This window comes from Xanthomonas sp. NCPPB 1325, from assembly GCF_041477645.2.
Classification (GTDB): domain Bacteria; phylum Pseudomonadota; class Gammaproteobacteria; order Xanthomonadales; family Xanthomonadaceae; genus Xanthomonas; species Xanthomonas cannabis.
Window position 1 is genome coordinate 218,449 of record NZ_CM192985.1, and the last position, 18,840, is coordinate 237,288.

General features: G+C 67.6%; 17 protein-coding genes. 15 read left to right on the forward strand and 2 right to left on the reverse strand.

All coding sequences use genetic code 11. The features are described from left to right. Positions 1 to 5 precede the first annotated feature (5 nt). From ACCQ10_RS00910 to ACCQ10_RS00965, 12 genes are all read left to right on the forward strand, one after another. The gene (locus tag ACCQ10_RS00910; protein ID WP_372361899.1) at positions 6 to 641 is read left to right on the forward strand and encodes a tetratricopeptide repeat protein; all 636 of its coding nucleotides are present in this window, start codon (positions 6 to 8) and stop codon (positions 639 to 641) included. A gap of 597 nt (positions 642 to 1,238) precedes the next feature. Beyond that, positions 1,239 to 2,156, forward strand: coding sequence for an AEC family transporter (locus ACCQ10_RS00915; protein ID WP_372361900.1), 918 nt, complete (start codon positions 1,239 to 1,241; stop codon positions 2,154 to 2,156). Between the two features lie 66 nt (positions 2,157 to 2,222). Then, a complete protein-coding gene (locus ACCQ10_RS00920) occupies positions 2,223 to 3,287 on the forward strand; it encodes a hypothetical protein (RefSeq protein WP_372361901.1) in 1,065 nt (354 codons plus the stop codon). Between the two features lie 162 nt (positions 3,288 to 3,449). Further along, on the forward strand, positions 3,450 to 4,082 hold the full coding sequence (locus ACCQ10_RS00925) for a nucleotide-binding protein (RefSeq protein ID WP_372361902.1): 633 nt from the start codon (positions 3,450 to 3,452) through the stop codon (positions 4,080 to 4,082). A gap of 13 nt (positions 4,083 to 4,095) precedes the next feature. Then, entirely contained in the window at positions 4,096 to 4,572 is a 477-nt protein-coding gene (locus ACCQ10_RS00930) for a SixA phosphatase family protein (RefSeq protein WP_372361903.1), read from the forward strand. A gap of 3 nt (positions 4,573 to 4,575) precedes the next feature. After that, complete coding sequence (locus ACCQ10_RS00935) at positions 4,576 to 5,148, forward strand: YceI family protein (RefSeq protein WP_104580248.1); 573 nt, start codon at positions 4,576 to 4,578, stop codon at positions 5,146 to 5,148. After that, the gene (locus ACCQ10_RS00940; RefSeq protein ID WP_372361904.1) at positions 5,145 to 7,160 is read left to right on the forward strand and encodes a phospholipase D-like domain-containing protein; all 2,016 of its coding nucleotides are present in this window, start codon (positions 5,145 to 5,147) and stop codon (positions 7,158 to 7,160) included. Before ACCQ10_RS00935 ends, ACCQ10_RS00940 begins: the two co-directional genes overlap by 4 nt. Before the next feature lie 241 nt (positions 7,161 to 7,401). Then, on the forward strand, positions 7,402 to 7,830 hold the full coding sequence (locus ACCQ10_RS00945; RefSeq protein WP_372361905.1) for a hotdog fold thioesterase: 429 nt from the start codon (positions 7,402 to 7,404) through the stop codon (positions 7,828 to 7,830). A gap of 21 nt (positions 7,831 to 7,851) precedes the next feature. Next, complete coding sequence (locus ACCQ10_RS00950; RefSeq protein WP_372361906.1) at positions 7,852 to 8,751, forward strand: lysophospholipid acyltransferase family protein; 900 nt, start codon at positions 7,852 to 7,854, stop codon at positions 8,749 to 8,751. A 63-nt stretch (positions 8,752 to 8,814) separates the two neighbouring features. Further along, complete coding sequence (locus ACCQ10_RS00955) at positions 8,815 to 9,801, forward strand: YheT family hydrolase (protein WP_039415099.1); 987 nt, start codon at positions 8,815 to 8,817, stop codon at positions 9,799 to 9,801. Between the two features lie 57 nt (positions 9,802 to 9,858). Further along, positions 9,859 to 11,931, forward strand: a complete 2,073-nt coding sequence (locus ACCQ10_RS00960) for a tetratricopeptide repeat protein (protein ID WP_372361907.1) — start codon at positions 9,859 to 9,861, stop codon at positions 11,929 to 11,931. 635 nt (positions 11,932 to 12,566) lie between these two features. Then, on the forward strand, positions 12,567 to 13,178 hold the full coding sequence (locus tag ACCQ10_RS00965) for a YbhB/YbcL family Raf kinase inhibitor-like protein (protein WP_104580243.1): 612 nt from the start codon (positions 12,567 to 12,569) through the stop codon (positions 13,176 to 13,178). A gap of 31 nt (positions 13,179 to 13,209) precedes the next feature. Here the strand turns inward: ACCQ10_RS00965 and ACCQ10_RS00970 are convergent, their stop codons facing one another. Continuing rightward, positions 13,210 to 14,022, reverse strand: a complete 813-nt coding sequence (locus ACCQ10_RS00970; protein WP_372361908.1) for an META domain-containing protein — start codon at positions 14,020 to 14,022, stop codon at positions 13,210 to 13,212. A 133-nt stretch (positions 14,023 to 14,155) separates the two neighbouring features. Further along, complete coding sequence (locus tag ACCQ10_RS00975) at positions 14,156 to 14,950, reverse strand: undecaprenyl-diphosphate phosphatase (protein ID WP_372361909.1); 795 nt, start codon at positions 14,948 to 14,950, stop codon at positions 14,156 to 14,158. A 224-nt stretch (positions 14,951 to 15,174) separates the two neighbouring features. Between ACCQ10_RS00975 and glnA the strand changes: the two genes are divergently transcribed. The 3 genes from glnA (at position 15,175) to ACCQ10_RS00990 (ending at position 18,661) form a co-directional block, all read left to right on the forward strand. Next, on the forward strand, positions 15,175 to 16,584 hold the full coding sequence (gene glnA, locus ACCQ10_RS00980; protein ID WP_005992704.1) for a type I glutamate--ammonia ligase: 1,410 nt from the start codon (positions 15,175 to 15,177) through the stop codon (positions 16,582 to 16,584). A 273-nt stretch (positions 16,585 to 16,857) separates the two neighbouring features. After that, positions 16,858 to 17,196 carry a P-II family nitrogen regulator gene (locus tag ACCQ10_RS00985; protein ID WP_002808480.1) on the forward strand — a complete coding sequence of 113 codons (339 nt, stop codon included), beginning with the start codon at positions 16,858 to 16,860 and terminating at the stop codon, positions 17,194 to 17,196. Between the two features lie 22 nt (positions 17,197 to 17,218). Further along, a complete protein-coding gene (locus ACCQ10_RS00990) occupies positions 17,219 to 18,661 on the forward strand; it encodes an ammonium transporter (RefSeq protein ID WP_047695549.1) in 1,443 nt (480 codons plus the stop codon). Positions 18,662 to 18,840 lie beyond the last annotated feature (179 nt).

Here is an 18,840-nt window from a genome sequence, read left to right on the forward strand (position 1 = left end):
ACACAGTGAAAAGGAAATACGCATGGGCCGCCTTGGCCCTGCTCGGGGGCGTGTGGTCGTTGGCGCAGGCACAGAGCCTGCCCAAGCCCAAGGAGTTCTATTTCGACGAAGACCGCAGCACCACCAAGGCGGTGGTCGCGGTGCAGGGGCAGGGCGATGCCGTGGTCGACCGCCTGGCCGCGATGGTGCAACGTGACGCACGTGCGGCCGAACCGCGTGCCCAGCTGGCCTCGCTGGCCTATGCGGGCGGGCGCACGCAACTGGGTGATGAGCTATACCAGGGCGCGCTGGCACTGGTGTCCAACGGCAGCCAGCAATACCGCGCGATTACCTGGAATTACGGCTGGGACCTGCTGCGCGCCGACAAGCCCGACAAGGCGCTGCAGCAGTGGGCCAACCTGGCCAATGGCCGCCCGGCCACGCCGGAGTGGCTGCCCGTGACGGCCGCGCTGGCCCTATGGCGCGCCGGGCGCAAGCAGGAGGCTACCGAGTGGTATGCCGCCGCCGTGCGCACCTGGCCCGATCGCTGGAGCAGCACCGCCAACTACGCCAGCCTGCTGCCGGACTGGCGCGAGGCAGAGCGCGCCAGCCTGGCCGAGGTCTTCGCGGCATGGCAGGCCAACCCGCCCGCGTTCCCGTAAGCGCTTCGCCCCGCTGCGGGAATGTCGCGCAGCGGGCCGTGCACCGGGCCGAGTTGCTGCAGGGCCCTTGCCCGCCCGCCATCGCGGGACACGCCGCAAGTACGTCCATGCGAGGCCTGGCGCGGCATCCATGCCGCTCAAGGTCCCGCGACGGTGGGCGGGCAAGGGCCAGTCGAGATGGTCAGTCTGCAAGGATCTCAATAGCGACTGGAAAGTTGGCGATGCGGTGTCTTAGCTTTCAACAAAACCACCAGCCAACTGTCTGGCGTGGTGTCCTCGCCGATTGCGGGACCGTGTGGCGGCATGGATGCCGCCACCGAGACTACAGGGACGTACTTGCGGCGTGTCCCGCGAGCGGTGAGGGCACCGCGCCCTCGACGCTGCGACATTGCTGCACTTCCCTTGCCCGCGCACCATCGCGGGACACGCCGCAAGTACGTCACGTCAGCGCTCATGCGGGATGCCGACTTCGGGATAGACCAGATGACCGAATTGCGTGCCGCGCCTCGCGTCAGCGCGCCCCACGCCAGCGCTCTGCCGACGCCCGCGCTGCGTCATGCGATCCTGTGCCTCTGTTTCCATTGGACGTGACCCCGCATGGCGGTGGATGCCTTTGCGTTGATCCTGGCGATGCTGGGCCTTGGCTTGCTGTTCGCTCGTCTGCGGGTGCTGCCCGACAACAGCGCCGACGTGCTCAATCGCGTGGTGCTGTACATCTGCCTGCCCGCCTCGGTGCTGACCTACGTGCCGCGGCTGCACCTGGACGCCTCGCTGGGCGGGGTGATCGCCACGCCGTGGCTGCTCACCGCGATCATCGTGCCGCTGCTGTGGGCTTGCAGCCGCCTGCTGCGATTGGGCCGTGCCGACTACGCCGCGCTGCTGATGTGCGTGGTGTTCACCAACTCCAGTTTCATCGGGTTTCCGATGGTGCGCGCATTGCTTGGCGATCAGGCCTTGCCGTATGCGGTGGTCTACGACCAGTTCGGCACCTTCGTGCTGCTGTCCACCTTCGGGCTGTACGTGCTGGCGCGCTACAGCGGCGACACCCCGCCGACCGCCAGGACCATCCTGACCCGGGTGCTGAAGTTCCCGCCGCTATGGGCACTGCTGTTCGCGCTGACGTTGATGCCCGAGCAGCCGCCGGCCTGGATCGGCTCCGGGCTCAAGAGCCTGGCCGATGCCATGCTGCCGCTGGTCATGCTGGCGGTCGGCTTCTCGCTGCAGTTGCGTCTGCCTGCCGACGAACTCAAGCCACTGGCGGTCGGCCTGGTGTTCAAGCTGGCGGTGATGCCGGTCCTGGCGCTGCCGTTGTCCTGGGCGCTGGGCCTGCGCGGCCTGCTGCTGCAGACCAATGTGCTCGAATCGGCCATGCCCACCATGATCACCGCCGCCGCGCTGGCCATCTCGCATCGGCTGGCCGCGCGTCTGGCGGCAGCGATGGTCGGCTACAGCATCTTGCTATCGTTGCTCACGCTGCCCGCGTGGGCCTGGTTGCTGGCGCAGCTGGTAGCTTGATGCGGTTCAACCCTTATGAAATGCTGATCTCAACAACGTGCACCATCACATGGACAGGAGCAACACATGTACGGATATCGCGTGATCGGCAGTACGCTGCTTTGGATTGGTAGCGTCTGCATGGCACATGCCGCCTCGGTGCCGTCCTCCAATTTATCGGCTCCGGCAAATGACCCTGTCGTGGATCACTGGGCGCAGCAGGTCGGCCAGACCATGCAGGCACGCCTGCGCAGCATGGCGGCCAGCGGTGATCCCAGGCAGCTGTATCTGGCCGGTCTGTTGTGGGCCGATTCCGAGCACGACGACACCGCGCCCGCCGCAGAGGGAGGCTACGCGCCCATCCAGCGCGTCTGGCTGCAGCGCGCCCTGGACGCGCGGCCGCGCGACCCGATGGTGGCGCGGATGGAAGCAGTCGGTTGCGCGCCCGGATTGCGCTGCGATCCAGACGCAGCGCTTGCCTTCCTGGAGCAGGCCGATACCGGCAATGCGGATGTGCACCTGCGTGCCTACGCCGCTGCAATGCGTCGTGGCGATCAGCCGGGTGCCGAACGCGCCTGGCAGGCGGCGGTGCAGGCGGATCATTTCGACAGCGGCGCGCTGGAACTTGGCAAGGCCCTGCATGCCACCTACGACGGCGTGCAATGGCCATCGCTGACCTCGGTCAGCTTGCGCTCGCAACTCGACGCGCAAGGCCTGCCTTCCACCGGCGCGGGCATGGCCGCGATGTTCGTGATGGGTGCCTGGTCTGCACATGCACTTCCCGCGTTAGGCGATTTGGTGCGCCGCTGCACTTCCAATGTCGCGACGCCCGCATTGCGCGATGAATGCATGGCAGTGTTCAACAGCGTGGCCAATGACGAGTCCACCATGCTGACGGCCATGGTCGGCGCCAGGCGCATGGCCGCATTGAGCAGCGGTGCCGACGCCACGCGCTGGCAGGCGCGGCTGCGAGAGCTGGAGTGGCTGCAGCAGCAATACCAACGCCGCGCGCCCACGGCCACCGACCAAGCCATCGATCTGGACGCCCTCCTGTCGCAAGGCGAGGTGCCTGCATTGCGCGCGCTGGTGCAGCGTCAAGGCCTTGCAACGCAGCCGCCTGCGCAGTGGCAGCCGAGCGCAGCGGTCCAGTAGTCCAGATAACCTGCTGGCCGCCGTATGCCTGCGTCGGCTACCTTGCCGGCGAGCGATGCTGCGTTGCGACACCTCCCGCCGTTCGACGTTTAACGCCTTTCGACTACTTCCTCACCCAGCTGCGGTGTACGCTGCCGGCTTGCTCCCGGAAGCGAGGCGTGCATGAAGACAGTCCTGGTGGCCGCCTCCAAAGGCGGCGTCGGCAAGACCACGATCGCCACCAATCTGGCCGCACACGCGGCATTGCAGGGCCAGCGTACCGTGCTGGCAGATGCCGATCCGCAAGGTTCGTCCACCCGCTGGGCGCAGCGTCGCGCCAGTCTCGAAAGTGCGGTGCTGCCGATCGATGCCACCAAGCGCCGCAACTGGCAGGCCGCGGTGCCCGATGGCACCGACCAGCTGATCATCGATGCCCCGGCCGGCGCCATGGCCGACGACCTGAGCGGTTTCCTGGACCATGTCGACGCCATCGTGGTGCCGGTGCTGTCTTCGGCGCTGGACATCGAAGCGGTGGTGGGCTTCCTCAATACGCTCGCCAAGGTGCCGCGCGTGCATCAGCGCAAGCTGCCGGTGGGCCTGGTGCTCAACCGCGCACGTCCCTGGACCCAGACCTCGCAGCAGGCCGCCGAGATGATCGGCACCTGGCCCTATCCGCTGCTGACCCAATTGCGCGACACCCAGGCCTATGTGGTCATGGCCGGGCTGGGGCGCAGCTTGTTCGATTACCGCTCGGCGCAGGTGCGCGACCATCAACAGGACTGGGAGCCGCTGTTGAAGTGGCTCAAGAAGTCCTAACCGGAAAGTTCCCATGCGCGAATTGATCTTGTTGCGACACGCCCACGCCGAACCGGCCGACACCGGCCAGGCCGATTTCGACCGCCCGTTGTCGCCGCACGGCATCGCCGAGGCCGAATCGGCCGGGCGCTGGCTGCGCAAGCAGCGTCTGGTGCCCGACCGGGTGCTGTGTTCGCCGGCGCGGCGTGCCCGCGAGACCCTGGAAGCGGTCCTCGAGCTCACCGGCTATATCGAACAACGGCTGGACGAACGCATCTACGAGGCCACGCCCGGCACCCTGGCCAGCCTGGTGGACGAGCATCGCGAAGCCGAACGGCTGCTGATGGTGGGCCACAATCCGGGCCTGGAGCGGTTGGCTGCGTTGATGCACAGTGGGCAGACCGGCGATTACCGCGGCATGCCGACCGCCTCGATCGCCCTGCTGGCCCTGCCGCTGGATGCCACCATCGAGCCGGGCATCGCCCGCCTGACCGCCTTCTGGTGGCCTTGATCCGTGACATCGTCGCTGCGCTGGTTCGCCTGGCTCGCGCTCTGGGTCGCGCTGCCCTGCCTTGCACAGCAGAAGGTGCACACCATCGACCCGGCGCAGTCGCGCTTCGGGTTCGAGATCAAGACCCGCTTCGGAATGAAGATCGAGGGCTTTTTTCCCCGTTTTCGCGGTGAACTGGTGGAGCTGCCCGACCGGCGCCTGCAGGTGCGCTTCCGCCTGGACGCCACCCAGGTGGAGATTCCCGGCAAGGACCGTTACACCAGCTGGATGCGCGGCGAGGATTTCTTCAACGTGGCGCGTTACCCGGTGGTGGAATTCGAGTCGCTCCCCTATGCCGAAGAGGTGGTCAACCAGGGCGGCGACATCACCGGCAACCTGACCATCCGCGGAATCACCCACATCGAGACCCTGCATGTGGCGCCAGCTGAATGCGCACGGCCGGGCTATGATTGCGACGTGATCAGCCGAGGTACGGTCCTGCGTGGACGTTACGGAATGAATGCGTGGCAGATGGCCCTGGGCGACAGGGTGACGTTCATTCTGCGTGGGCGGCTGCAGGAGGCGCGGCGCCCGTGAGGTTCCTGTTGAGGGTCCTGGTGCTGGCAACCCTGTTGCTCGGCACCGGATGCGCCGGCCTGTCGCAAACCGAACGCAACCGCGCGGCCGGTGTGGCCGCTGCCGCGCGCAGCACGGTGGTGGATTGCACCCAGACCAACCGTTGCGCCCAGCCTTCGCCCTTGCGCGCGCTGGGCGGGCAGGCCATCACTGCCTCCACGCCGGCCGCGCCACGGCATTACGCCACCATCCTCGACCACGGCGAGGAATCGCTGGTGGCGCGGCTCAACCTGATCCGCAGCGCCACCCGCAGCATCGACCTGCAGACCTATATCTTCGACAAGGACGACAGCGCGCGCATGGTGCTGGACGCGCTGACCGACGCCGCCCGCCGCGGCGTCAAGGTGCGCATCCTGATCGACCAGCTGTCGGCGATCGCCGATCTGCAGATCCTGGGCGCACTCGCCAGCAGCCACGACAACCTGCAACTGCGCATCTACAACCCCACCTTCGGCAAGGTCAAGCTCAACTACTTCGACTATGCCGGCAGCGTGCTGTGCTGTTTCCGTCGCTTCAACCAGCGCATGCACAACAAGCTGCTGGTGGTGGACGACGTGCTCGGCGTGGTCGGCGGGCGCAATTACCAGGACGACTATTACGACTGGGACAGCGAGTACAACTTCCGCGACCGCGACGTGATTCTGGCCGGGCCGGAAGTGCGCGCGATGGCGGCCAATTTCGATGCGTTCTGGCGCGCGCGGCGCAGCATTCCGGCCGAGCGTCTGAACGATGTAGGCCGGCTGTTGCTGGAGGAGGGCGCCCCGCAGATGCCGCCGGCACAGTTCCGGCGCCCGGAGCGGGTGGCGCGGGTCGATCGCGAGGCAGGCGACGCGCAGTTCATACGCGACGCCTTCGTGACCCCGGCCATGCCGGTGCAGCGCGTGCTGTACGTGGCCGACCTGCCGCAAAAGCACCGCAAGGAACATGGCGCAAAGGCGGTGTCCACCGCGCCGGAACTCGATGGACTGATCGCCACTGCGCAGCAGGAAGTACTGCTGCAGACGCCGTACCTGGTGTTGTCCGACGAGGCCCAGGCCATCTTCCGCGATCTGCGCAAACGCCCGCAGCCGCCGCGCGTCGTGGTGTCGAGCAATAGCCTGGCCGCCACCGACAATCCCATCGTGTACGCGCTCTCGTACAAGTTCAAACGGCGCAACCTGCGCGAGCTGGGCTTCAACGTGTACGAGTTCAAGCCATTCCCGCTGGATGCGCCGGTGGACTATGCCAACCTGGTGCCGGATCCGCTCAACCCCGCCTCCGAGATCAACGAGGACAACCGCGACAACCGGTTGATCGGCGGCAGCGCCGCCGGCAATGCGATGCGGGGCAGCAGCGGCGGGGACGGGCGCACAAGTGCCGGAAGCGTGATTCGCGGCAGCAGTGGGGGTGGCCGTGCACCCGGCGGTAGCGAAGTCGATCGCCGCGTGTTGCGCACCGAAACGCGGCCTTCGTTCCTGGGCACCCGCGCGGTCAACAAACCGCTGCCGGTGACCCGCGCCGGTGCGCGCATGGGGCTGCACGCCAAATCGCTGGTGGTGGACCGCCGCATCGGGGTGATCGGCACGCACAACTTCGATCCGCGCAGCGAGAACTACAACACCGAGGCCGCGGTCGTCATCGACGATGTGCGCTTTGCGCAGGCGCTGGCGGCCAGCATCGAGCGCGACATGAGCCCGGAGAATGCCTGGACGGTGGCTCCGCGCGAAAAACCGCCGCTGTTCAGCGGATTGAACTACAGCGTGGGCAAGGTGTCGGAAGCCTTGCCGGTGCTGGATTTCTGGCCCTGGCGTTATGCGACCAACTACGAGTTCCAGCCCGGCCCGGGCTGCCCGTTCCCGCTCAAGCGACAGGACCCGCAGTTCCGGCAGTGCTATGTGGCGGTGGGCGATTTCCCCGAGGTCAACGTCGGGCCGAAATGGCTGCTGGTACGCATGCTGACCGCGTTCGGTGCGGGCCTGGTGCCGATTCTCTGATCGCTGCAGCGTGCTGGCCTGGGCCGGGTGTAGACGGCGCATGGTGGGGGCATCGTGCCGTGGCGCGCCGCTGCAATGGCACGTTGCGCGGAAATAGGCCGCGCCGCCAACCCGCTGAAAGCCGCTGGCGCAATTCGGCCCGCAGATAGCCGAAAGGCAGTTGCATCAGACCCCAGCGCCGCCGATGCTGTCCCGATTCCCGATTCCCGATTCCCGATTCCCGATTCCCGATTCCCTGCCCATGACCTTCCGCGCTCCCGTCGACCTCGTTGCCCTCAACGCCTCCAGCAAAAACACCCTGATCGACCATCTGGGCATCGTGTTCACCGAGGCCGGTGACGATTGGTTGCGCGCCACCATGCCGGTGGACACGCGCACCAGGCAGCCGTACGGCCTGCTGCACGGCGGCGCATCGGTGGTGCTGGCCGAAACCCTGGGCAGCAGCGCCGGCAATCTGTGCGTGGATATGACCACGCAGATGTGCGTGGGGCTGGAAATCAACGCCAACCATCTGCGCGCGGCCACCGACGGCCTGGTCATCGGCACCGCGCGCGCAGTGCATGTGGGGCGCAGCACCCAGGTCTGGGACATCGTCATCGATAACCCGGCCGGCAAACGGGTCTGCGTGTCGCGCCTGACCCTGGCCGTGGTGGCACGCAGCAATGGCTGAGCACGCCCGGCAACGGCATGGGTGGAACAGCGCCATCCGCTGCCGGCGCTGCGCCGCGCCCAGGCTGCTGTCACAATCGTCGTGCTCCCTTTCCCTGTCATCGGTCCCGTTGGTCGAATGAGCGAGTCATCCCTGGACGCCACGCGCGAGGCTGGCGGCGCGTCGCGTTGGTTCCGGTACCTGTATCGGGTGCCGCTGCTGCTGCTGCACCTGTGCATCGGCCTGCCGATCACCATGCTGTGCGTGGTGGCCCCGCCGCTGGCGCGCATCCGCACCGGCCCTGCAGACACCCTGGACGAGCGGATGATCCGCTGGTGGCAGGGCAACCTGATGCGCATCTTCGGCTTCCGGCTGCGCCGCTTCGGCACGCCGCTGTCCGGCGCGACCCTGTTCGTGGCCAACCACGTCAGCTGGGTCGACATCTCGATGCTGCACAGCCAGCGCGTGATGGGCTTTGTAGCCAAGCGCGAAATCGCCGGCTGGCCGCTGGTGGGCTGGCTGGCGACCAAGGGCCAGACCATCTTCCATCAGCGCGGCAATACCGAATCGCTGGGCGGGGTGCTGCTGGAAATGCTGCAGCGCCTGCGCAGCGGCAAGCCGGTGGGCGTGTTCCCGGAAGGGCGCACCCGCGGCGGCACCGAAGTCGGCCCGTTCCATGCGCGCATCTTTCAGGCAGCGGTGGAGGCCGGCGTGCCGGTGCAGCCGGTGGCGCTGCGCTACGGCGTGCGCGGCAGTGCGCAGGCGGTGGTGGCCTTCGGTGAGCGCGAGAGTTTCTTCGCCAATATCGTGCGCCTGCTCGGCGAGCCGTCGCGGCTGGCCGAGGTGCATTTCCTTGAGCCGATCGCCGCATTCGATCTCGAAGGACGTCGTCGCCTGGCCGATACCTCGCGGCAACGCATCATCGCCGCGATGGAGTCCTGAGCCGACCATGCACGCACGCATCTTCCTTGCGGCCAGCGTCCTGCTGCCGGGCCCGATGCGCGCATGAACGCCTCCGACTTCCAGCCGCCGCGCTGGCTGCGTAACCCGCACGTGCAGTCGGTGCTGGGCAGCAGCGCCTTGCGTCGCCTGCGCAGCCGTCAGTTGCTCAGCGCCAGCGGCGCAGTCACCCGCGAACATATTCTCGATGGCGGCGACGGCGTGCGCCTGCAGGGCTGGATGAGCGTGCCGCCCGGCGATGCGCCGGTGCGCGGCACCGTGTTGCTGCTGCACGGCTGGGAAGGCAGCGCCGATTCCAATTACATGCGGCTGACCGCCGCGCGTTTGCTCGGCCTGGGCTACCAAGTGTTCCGGCTGAATTTCCGCGACCACGGCGGCACCCATCACCTCAACGTGGACCTGTTCCACTCCGATCGCATCGACGAGGTGGTCAACGCTGCGGGCGATCTGTGGCGGCGCTTTCCTGCGCCGCAGCTGCTGGCGGCCGGGTATTCGCTGGGCGGCAACTTCGCGCTGCGGCTGGCCTTGCGCGCACCGGCCGCCGGCCTGCCGCTGGCACGCGTGGCGGCGGTGTGCCCGTTGCTGGACCCGGCGGCCACCATGACCCAGCTGGAAAAGGGCCCGCAGTTCTACGACTGGTATTTCCGCCGCAAATGGCGCGAATCGCTGCTGCGCAAGCGCAAGCTGTTTCCGGACCAGCACGGCTACGACGATGCGACCCTGGCATTGGACATGCGCGAGCTGATGGCCTGGCTGGCCGTGCAGCACACCGGCCACGGGTCGCTGGAAGCGTATTTCAACAGCTATTCGATTGCCGGCGCGCGCCTGGCCGGCCTGCAGGTGCCCTCGGACATCCTGATGGCCGAAGACGACCCGGTGATTCCGTTCGAGGATTTCGCCGGCTGGCAGTTGCCCGAGCATGCGCACCTGGAAATCGCGCGCTGGGGCGGGCACTGCGGGTTTCTGGAAAATGCCCGCGGCGACGGCTTCGCCGAGCGCTGGGTGGCCGAGCGGCTGGCCGCTGCCAGGTAGGTCGGCGGCGCAGCGCGCATCGTTACAATAGCGGTTTGTCCTGGACACCCCGCCGCCATGCAAGACGCCATTCTTCAAGCCCTGCGCCGCAATGCGGCCGACGATGCGGTGGCGCTGGCCCGCGAGTGGGCGATCAGCGCGCCCGACAGCGCCGCCGCACACCGCTGGCTCGGGCTGGCCCTGCAGCAGCAGGGCCAGCCGGCACTGGCGCTGACCAGCATCGACACCGCGTTGGCCCTCACACCGGAAGACGCCGACCTGCACCTGCTGCGCGCCGGCCTGCTGCTGGCTGCACGCGACCTGTCCGCCGCCGATGCCGCCTTGTCGCGCAGCACCGCGCTGGACCCGAACCAGTTCAACGCTTACGTGATGCAGGCGCACCTGGCCGTGGCACGCGACGATCTGGACGAGGCCGAGCGGCTCAGCCGCACTGCCGCGCGATTGGCGCCGGAGCATCCGCAGCTGCTCGCGGTCGATGGCGTGGTGGAGATGCGCCGCGGCCAGAGCGACCGCGCGCTGGCGCTGCTGACCCGCGCCGCCGAGCAACTGCCGGACGACTCGCGGGTGATGTTCGCGCTGGGCTTTGCGTATCTGCAGAAGGAGCATTTTGCATTTGCCGAGCGCGCCTTCGAGCGCGTGGTCGAACTCAATCCGCCGGGCACCGCGCTGCGCGCCTTCATCGCCCAGCTGGCCCAGCGGCAGGGTCGTCTGGACGATGCGCTGACCGCGATGCAGGGCGTGCTGGCGCAACCCGATGGCGACCTGCCGGCCATGCGCCGGCTGGCGGGCGAGATGGAATTGCAGGCCGGCCGCCCCGACCAGGCCGTTGCGCACCTGCGCCTGGCGCTGGCCCACTGGCCGGCCGACCGCCGCACCTTGCACGCGCTGCTCACCGCCTGGGAACGGCTGGGCGCGACGGACGATGCGCGCGACACGCTGGACGCGGCGCTGGCCACCTCGGCCACGGCGCACGACCTGTGGCTGGCGCGCCTGGCGGTGGAGCCGGTCGGCGGGCCGCAGGCGCAGGCGGTGATCGAACGCTGGCTGCTGGCCATGCCCGAGCACCTGCCGGCACTGGAAGCGCTGATGCGCGTGCACGACATGCAGGGTCACGCCGACGAAGCGGAAATGGTGGCGCGCCAGATCGTGGCGGTGGAACCGGGCCGCATCAGCGGCGAGCAGCGCATCGTCGAGGCCTTGCTGGAACGCGACCCGCCGGCGGCGATCGCCTGCGTCGAATCGCTGATCGAGTCGTTGCCGCCGCCACAGCAGACCGTGCTGCGGCCGTGGCTGGGCAATGTGCAGGACCGCGCCGGTCAGCCCGACGCCGCGCTGGCCACCTGGATGCAGTTCCATCGCGAACAGGCCCAGCACCGGCTGCCGTTGCCGCCGCAGGCCGCCAGGCAGCCGATGCAATGGCCTGCGCTGGGCAGCATTCCGGACAGCGTCACCGCGCGCCCGCTGTTCGTCTGGGGCACGCCCGGCTCGCATGTCGAACGCCTGATCGCGGTGATGGACGCTGCCACTCCGCTGGTGCGCGGCGATCGCTACGGCACCACCCCGCCGTCCGATGCGCTGCAGAGCTACCGCACGGTCGAGCAGCTGGCGTCCGGCGAGCTGGCGCCGATGGCGCTGGTGGAAGGCTGGAAAGCGCAGCTGCCGCGTCGCGGCATCGACGACGGCAATGTCATCGACTGGCTGCTGTGGTGGGACAACACCCTGCTCACCGCGCTGCGCCCGCACCTGCCCGAAGGCCGGCTGGCGATCGCGCTGCGCGACCCGCGCGACATGCTGCTGGACTGGCTCTCGACTGGCGCGCCGGCACCGCTGGCGCTGCAGTCGCCGCAGCAGGCCACCGACTGGTTGCTGGCCGCGCTGGAACAACTGGCGGTGTTGCACGAGCGCGATCTCTACCCGCACCGGATCATCCGGCTCGACGGCATCGAAAGCGACCCGCAGGGAATTTCCGACGCGCTGGAGCAGGCCTTCGGGCTGCGCTTCCCGCTGGTCGAACCACGCGGCCCCGCCCGCCTGGCCTCCGGCCGCTGGCGCAACTACCGCAGCGTGCTCGGTGCCCAGTTCGACCAGCTCACCCTGATCGCGGTGCGCTTCGGGTATCCGCAGGACTGACGCGCGGCCTGCCGCATATCCCGCAAGCGCGACGCCGTCGTAGGAGCGGACCCGGCCGCGACGAGGCGTTACCGATACCGGTGAAGCCCGTCGCGGTCAGGCCCGCTCCTACAGAGATCCAAAGCCCGGACCACGCGTGCCTGCGATCCGTGCCCGGAGATCCCCGATGCGCAAGGCTGTCGTAGGAGCGGACCCGGCCGCGACAAGGCGTTACCGGTACCGGTGAAGCCCGTCGCGGCCAGGTCCGCTCCTACGGGGATACAGAGACCCGGACGGCGCGGCGCGTGGACGCCGATGGCGTTCACGCGTGCCTGCGATCCGTGCCCGGAGATCCCGATGCGCAAGGCTGTCGTAGGAGCGGACCCGGCCGCGACGAGGCGCGCGTGGACGCCGATGGCGTTCAACGATGCCTACGATCCGTGCCCAGGGATAGTGCAGCTTGCTGTTTGGCGTGTTGCTCGCCTTGGTGGGCGCATCGCGCGCTCCACTCTCGCTGCGCTCTGCCGCACGCTGAATTGGCTGACAACACGCGCACACCAAACGCGCCTGCTGTGCCACACAAGGTTCCACTGCGACGGCTTCCGTTGCGGTGCCAATCCAGGCAGGCTGGGTGTTTGGATCCACGGAGACTTTGCATGCGTCTGACCAGCACCAGCATCGAAAACGGCAAGCCTATCGCAGTGGAATTCGCCGCCGGTACCCCGGACGGCTTCGCGCCCAACCGCAACCCGCATCTGGCCTGGAGCGATGTCCCGCAAGGCACGCAGTCGTTCGCGCTGCTGTGCCTGGACCCGGATGTGCCCACCGTGCCGGAGACCGTCGGCCGCGACGATATCCAAATCCCGGTGGACCAGCCACGCACCGATTTCGTGCATTGGGCCATGGCCGATATCCCCGCCGACGTGCATGAAATTGCGGCAGGCAGTTGCAGCGACGGTTTCGTGGCCAAGGGCAAGCAGCAGCCGGCCGGCCCGGCCGGTGCGCGCCAGGGCCTGAATTCGTACACGCAGTGGTTTGCCGGCAATCCCGACATGGCCGGCAATTATCTGGGCTACGACGGACCGTACCCGCCGTTCAACGACCTGCGCGTGCACCGCTATTTCTTCCGCGTGTTCGCGCTGGACGTGGCCAAGCTCAGCCTGCCCGAGCCCTTCACGGCCGCCGATGTGCTGTCGGCCATCCAGGGCCACGTACTTGCCGAAGCCGCGCTGCATGGCACCTACACACTGAATCCTGCCCTGCGCTGAGAGCCCGACTCCCGACTCCCAATTCCCGAACCTACCCACTGGCCTCGATCATCTGATCCAGCACATACACTGGGGCACCATCTGCGCCGGGATACCGGGTGACGCGCAGCAAGGTGCGGATGCCCGCTTCGTGGTCGAAGCCCTCGATCCGGCCATCGAAGGGGCGCCAGGGTTCGGTTGCGGGCTGGCCATTCGCCGTCTGCTCGCGCAGCTGCAGACATGCGCGAGACGGGGCGGCGGGGCAGGGCACGGTTTCGGCGGCCACCTCGAGCAACAGTGTCTGGCCGGGCCCGCCGTAGCGGGTGGCGGCCGTGGGCGTGCTGCCGAACAGCAGGCGGGTGCCATCGCTGCGGGTCAGGGCCAGCTGCGGCGTGGCCTGCGCCCTGTCCATCGTCACCGCGAAACGGCCGGACAACAGGTCGCTGGCAGCACGTTCCTGCGCCATCTTGCGCGGCTGCGCGCACAGGCGTTTGCTCGAGACCACCCGGCCGATCTGCAGCTGCGTCCCGGCCACGCTGTAGCTGGCGCCCAGGGCGTTGCAGGTCTGGCTGACGTGGATGCGCTGGTCGCTGAAGTCCAGTTGCAGCGGTGCGCTACCGGCAACGAACAGGCTGCGTAACGCGGTGCCATGGGCATCGCTGGCCTGCAGCAGTTGCCAGTGCCTGGCCTGCAATGCCGCGCGCAAGGGGGCGTTATCGACCAACGGCGCAGCGGCGGCGGTCGCGCCGGGCCCGGTACCGCCAGGCCCGGTACCACCAGGATCCCGCGCATCGGGCAGCGCACCCGAACCGCAGGCCGTCACGCCCGCCGCCAACAGGGCTGGGGCGAAGAACACGGCACGCATGGGCGGCTCCCGGTGGGCAAGGCCTCAGTGATACCGCCGGCGTGGCGCCAGGGCAATGACCGGCGTCACTGCCCGTGCAGTTGCCCTGCCTCGCTGCTCAAGCAGCGACAGGCAGGGCCACGGCCGTGGCGGCTCAGGCCGCGACCGGCAACCACAGCAGCAGGGCGGCGCCGAGCACGATGCGGTACACCGCGAACACCGTGAAGCGGTGCTTCTTGATGTAGCCCAGCAGCCACTTCACCACCACAAAGCCGGTGAGGGTGGCCGCCACGAAGGCCACTGCCACATCGGTCCAGTTTTCGCTGCCGACGCCGCCTTCCTTGTACATCTCCAGCAGTGCATAGCCGCTGGCCGCGAACATGGTCGGGATGCCCACCATGAACACGAAATCCGCCGCCGCCGAGCGCTTGCTCAGGCCCAGCAACATCGCCAGGAAGATCGCCGAGGCCGAGCGCGAGGTGCCGGGAAACACGCCGGCCACCACCTGCGCCAGGCCCACGGCAATGGCCACCTTCCAGGTCACCACGTCGCGCTCGGGCAGCTTGCCGGCGAAATGCTCGGCCACCAGCATCCACACACCGCCGATCAGCAGCGCCCAGGCCACCGGCTGGAGGGTTTCCGGCAGCTGCCAGCCGGCCTTGCGCACGATCAGCCCGACCACTGCGGTGACCATGAAGGCCACGCCGATCTTGAGCACGTAGTCGCGGTTGGCGCGCTCGCCCAGGCCGGTGGCCAGGGTCCACAGCTTCTGTCGCAGCGCCAGGCAGATGGCCAGGATGGCGCCGGCCTGGATGACGATATTGAAGAAGTCAGAACGGCGTCCGAGCCATTGTTCGGCGATCAACAGGTGGCCGGTGCTGGAGATCGGCAGAAATTCGGTGAGGCCTTCGAGAATGCCCAACAGCAGGGCGGAAATCAGATCGGACATCGGACTGGAGGGGAGGGTTGGGGGAGGCGTCAGGATAGTGCATTGCGGCATGCACCATATTTGTGCAGAGCGGCTCCGGTTAGCACCTTTCCGGTGCTAACGCCAATGTGGCGGTCTCAAGTGATGCAAGCAAAATCAACGACTTGTGAAAATCCGCGATTTGGCACGGTCCCTGCTGTATTCCCGTCCACGAGCCACTTCACTCCAATCCGAGGTTTCTTCCGATGTCCGTGGAAAACGTTGAAAAGCTGATCAAGGACAACAAGGTCGAGTTTGTCGACCTGCGCTTCGTCGATATGCGTGGTGTACAGCAGCACATCACCTTTCCGGCCAACATCATCGAGCCGGCGCTGTTTGAAGAAGGCAAGATGTTCGACGGCAGTTCGATCGCGGGTTGGAAGGGCATCAACGAGTCGGACATGGTGTTGCTGCCCGACGCCGGCACCGCGTATCTGGATCCGTTCTTCGCCGATCCGACCATCGTGCTGACCTGCGACATCCTCGACCCGGCCACCATGCAGAGCTATGAGCGCGACCCGCGCGGCATCGCCAAGCGCGCCGAGGCCTACCTCAAGTCCTCCGGCACTGCCGACCAGGCGTTCTTCGGCCCGGAACCGGAATTCTTCATCTTCGATTCGGTGCGCTTTGCCAACGACATGGGCCACACCTTCTTCCAGGTGGGCTCGGAAGAGGCGGCCTGGAACACCGGCGCCAAGTACGACGGCGGCAACAGCGGCTACCGCCCGGGCGTGAAGGGCGGCTACTTCCCGGTACCGCCGACCGACACCCTGCACGACCTGCGCGCGGAAATGATCAAGACGCTGGAACAGGTCGGCATCGAGACCGAAGTGCACCACCACGAGGTGGCGACCGCCGGCCAGTGCGAGATCGGCACCAAGTTCAGCTCGCTGGTGCAGAAGGCCGACGAACTGCTGACCATGAAGTACATCATCAAGAACGTCGCTTACCGCAACGGCAAGACCGCGACCTTCATGCCCAAGCCGATCGTCGGCGACAACGGCTCGGGCATGCACGTGCACCAGTCGTTGACCAAGGGCGGCACCAACCTGTTCGCCGGCGACGGCTACGGCGGCCTGTCGCAGATGGCGCTGTGGTACATCGGCGGCATCTTCAAGCACGCCCGCGCCATCAATGCGTTCTCCAACTCCGGCACCAACAGCTACAAGCGTCTGGTACCGGGCTTCGAAGCGCCGGTGATGCTGGCCTATTCGGCGCGTAACCGTTCGGCCTCGTGCCGCATTCCGTGGGTCACCAACCCCAAGGCGCGCCGCATCGAAATGCGCTTCCCCGATCCGTTGCAGTCCGGCTACCTGACCTTCACCGCGCTGATGATGGCCGGCCTGGACGGCATCAAGAACCAGATCGACCCGGGTGCACCGAGCGACAAGGATCTGTATGACCTGCCGCCGGAAGAAGAGAAGCTGATCCCGCAGGTGTGCTCCAGCCTGGATCAGGCCCTGGAAGCGCTGGACAAGGACCGCGAGTTCCTCAAGGCCGGCGGCGTGATGAGCGACGACTTCATCGACGGCTACATCGCGCTGAAGATGCAGGAAGTGACCAAGTTCCGTGCGGCAACGCATCCGCTGGAATACCAGCTGTACTACGGCAACTGAGTTCCACCGCGGTGATGGCGGAGGCCCCCCCTCCCACCTCCGCCATCGCCGCACATGTTTGACGCTCCACGGCACCGGCCGTGGAGTGAGGGGAACGAGAGAGCACACAGTTCGCGGTGCGCGGGCCTGACCTCTCCCACGCGGCAGATGCATCGCATCGGCCGGGGTCTGCGCGATCTGCGAACGATTGGATGCCGGGGTTGGCATCCAGGTGACTGACACCGCCGGGCGGCGCAATGCCGGCCGGTTCCTTCCACCTTTCGGGGTATGCGCATGAAATTGATCACCGCCATCATCCGGCCGTTCAAGCTCGACGAGGTCCGCGAGGCCCTGTCCGCTGCTGGCGTGTCGGGTATCACCGTTACCGAGGTCAAGGGCTTCGGTCGCCAGAAAGGCCACACCGAGCTGTATCGCGGCGCCGAGTACGTCGTGGACTTCCTGCCCAAGATCAAGATCGAGACGGTGGTGACCGACGACCGGCTCGATGCCGTGGTCGAAGCGATCCAGAACGCGGCCGGCACCGGCAAGATCGGCGACGGCAAGATCTTCGTCACCGCGATCGAGCAGGTGGTGCGTATCCGCACCGGCGAAATCGGCGCCGATGCCCTCTGAGTCCACCACCTCCGGAGTTCGTATGAAGACAGCTCTTTTTGCCGGGTGGAAAGCCCGGTTCTACAGCGTGTGCATGCTGATGCTGTTCAGCGCGCTGGTGGTGGGCGGCATGGGCAGCGCGCAGGCGCAGTCCACCCCGCAGGTCACCCCGCTCCCGACCGAGCCGGTCACCACCGAGCCGCTGCCGTCTGCGCAGCCGGCCGCCGCGCCGGTGGCTGCCGCCGAGGCCGCACCGGTGGTGGACAAGGGCGACGTCGCCTGGATGCTGACCTCCACGCTGCTGGTGCTGCTGATGGTGGTGCCGGGCCTGGCGCTGTTCTACGGCGGCATGGTGCGGGCAAAGAACGTGCTCTCGGTGCTGATCCAGGTGGCCACGGTGTTCTCGCTGCTGACCATCCTGTGGGTGATCTACGGCTACAGCCTGGCGTTCTCCGGTGAAGGCGCGTGGATCGGCAACCTGGACAAGGCGCTGCTCAAGGGCGTCACCATCGAGACCCTGTCGGCCACCTTCACCAAGGGCGTGAGCCTGCCGGAATACGTGTTCGTCGCCTTCCAGGCCACCTTCGCCGGCATCACCGGTGCGCTGATCGTCGGCGCCTTTGCCGAACGCGCCAAGTTCGCCGCGGTGCTGCTGTTCTCGGTGATCTGGTTCACCTTCGGCTACCTGCCGCTGGCGCACATGGTCTGGGCCACCGGTGGCTACCTGTTTGGCCTGGGCGCGCTGGATTTTGCCGGCGGCACCGTGGTGCACATCAATGCCGGTATCGCCGGCCTGGTGGGCGCCTACTTCGTCGGCAAGCGTGCCGGGCTGGGGCGTGAGGCGATCAAGCCGCACAACGTGACCCTGACCTTCGTCGGTGCCTCGCTGCTGTGGGTGGGCTGGTTCGGCTTCAACGCCGGCTCCAACCTGGAGGCCAATGCCGGTGCGGCGCTGGCCTTCCTCAACACCTTGCTGGCCACTGCCGCGGCCATCCTGGGCTGGTCGTTGACCGAGAAGATCATCAAGGGCAAGTCCTCCGCCCTGGGCGTGGCATCGGGCATGGTCGCCGGCCTGGTCGGCATCACCCCGGCCTGCGGCACCGTGGGCCCGTTCGGCGCCATCGTGATTGGCCTGGCGGCCGGCGTGCTGTGCGTGTGGGGCGTCACCGGTCTGAAGCGCCTGCTGGGCGCCGACGACAGCCTGGACGTGTTCGGCGTGCATGGCCTGGGCGGCATCATCGGCGCGATCCTGACCGGCGTGTTCTCGGCGGCCTCGCTGGGCGGCCAGAAGGGTGGCGATTACGACATCGTGCACCAGGTCGGCATCCAGGCCCTGGGCGTGGGCATCACCGTGGTGTGGATCGGCGTGGTGTCGGTGGTGGGCTTTGTGGTCGCCAAGCTGGTGTTCGGCCTGCGCGTCACCGAAGAAGCCGAGCGCGAGGGGTTGGACATCACCTCGCACGGCGAAGCCGCCTACGAGTCCTGAGCATGGCCACCCGCGGCTCCCTGGCCGCGGGTGGCGCAACGGCCCGGCCGGCGCTGCCGTGCCGGGGACGGTTTCTCCCGCGGCCCGTGCTGGCGCGGATCCACTACCGAGGTGCCTGCATGACCAGCCCCCCGCCCGTCACTGTCGGCGCGGATGCGCGTCGGGTCGGTGCACGCCAC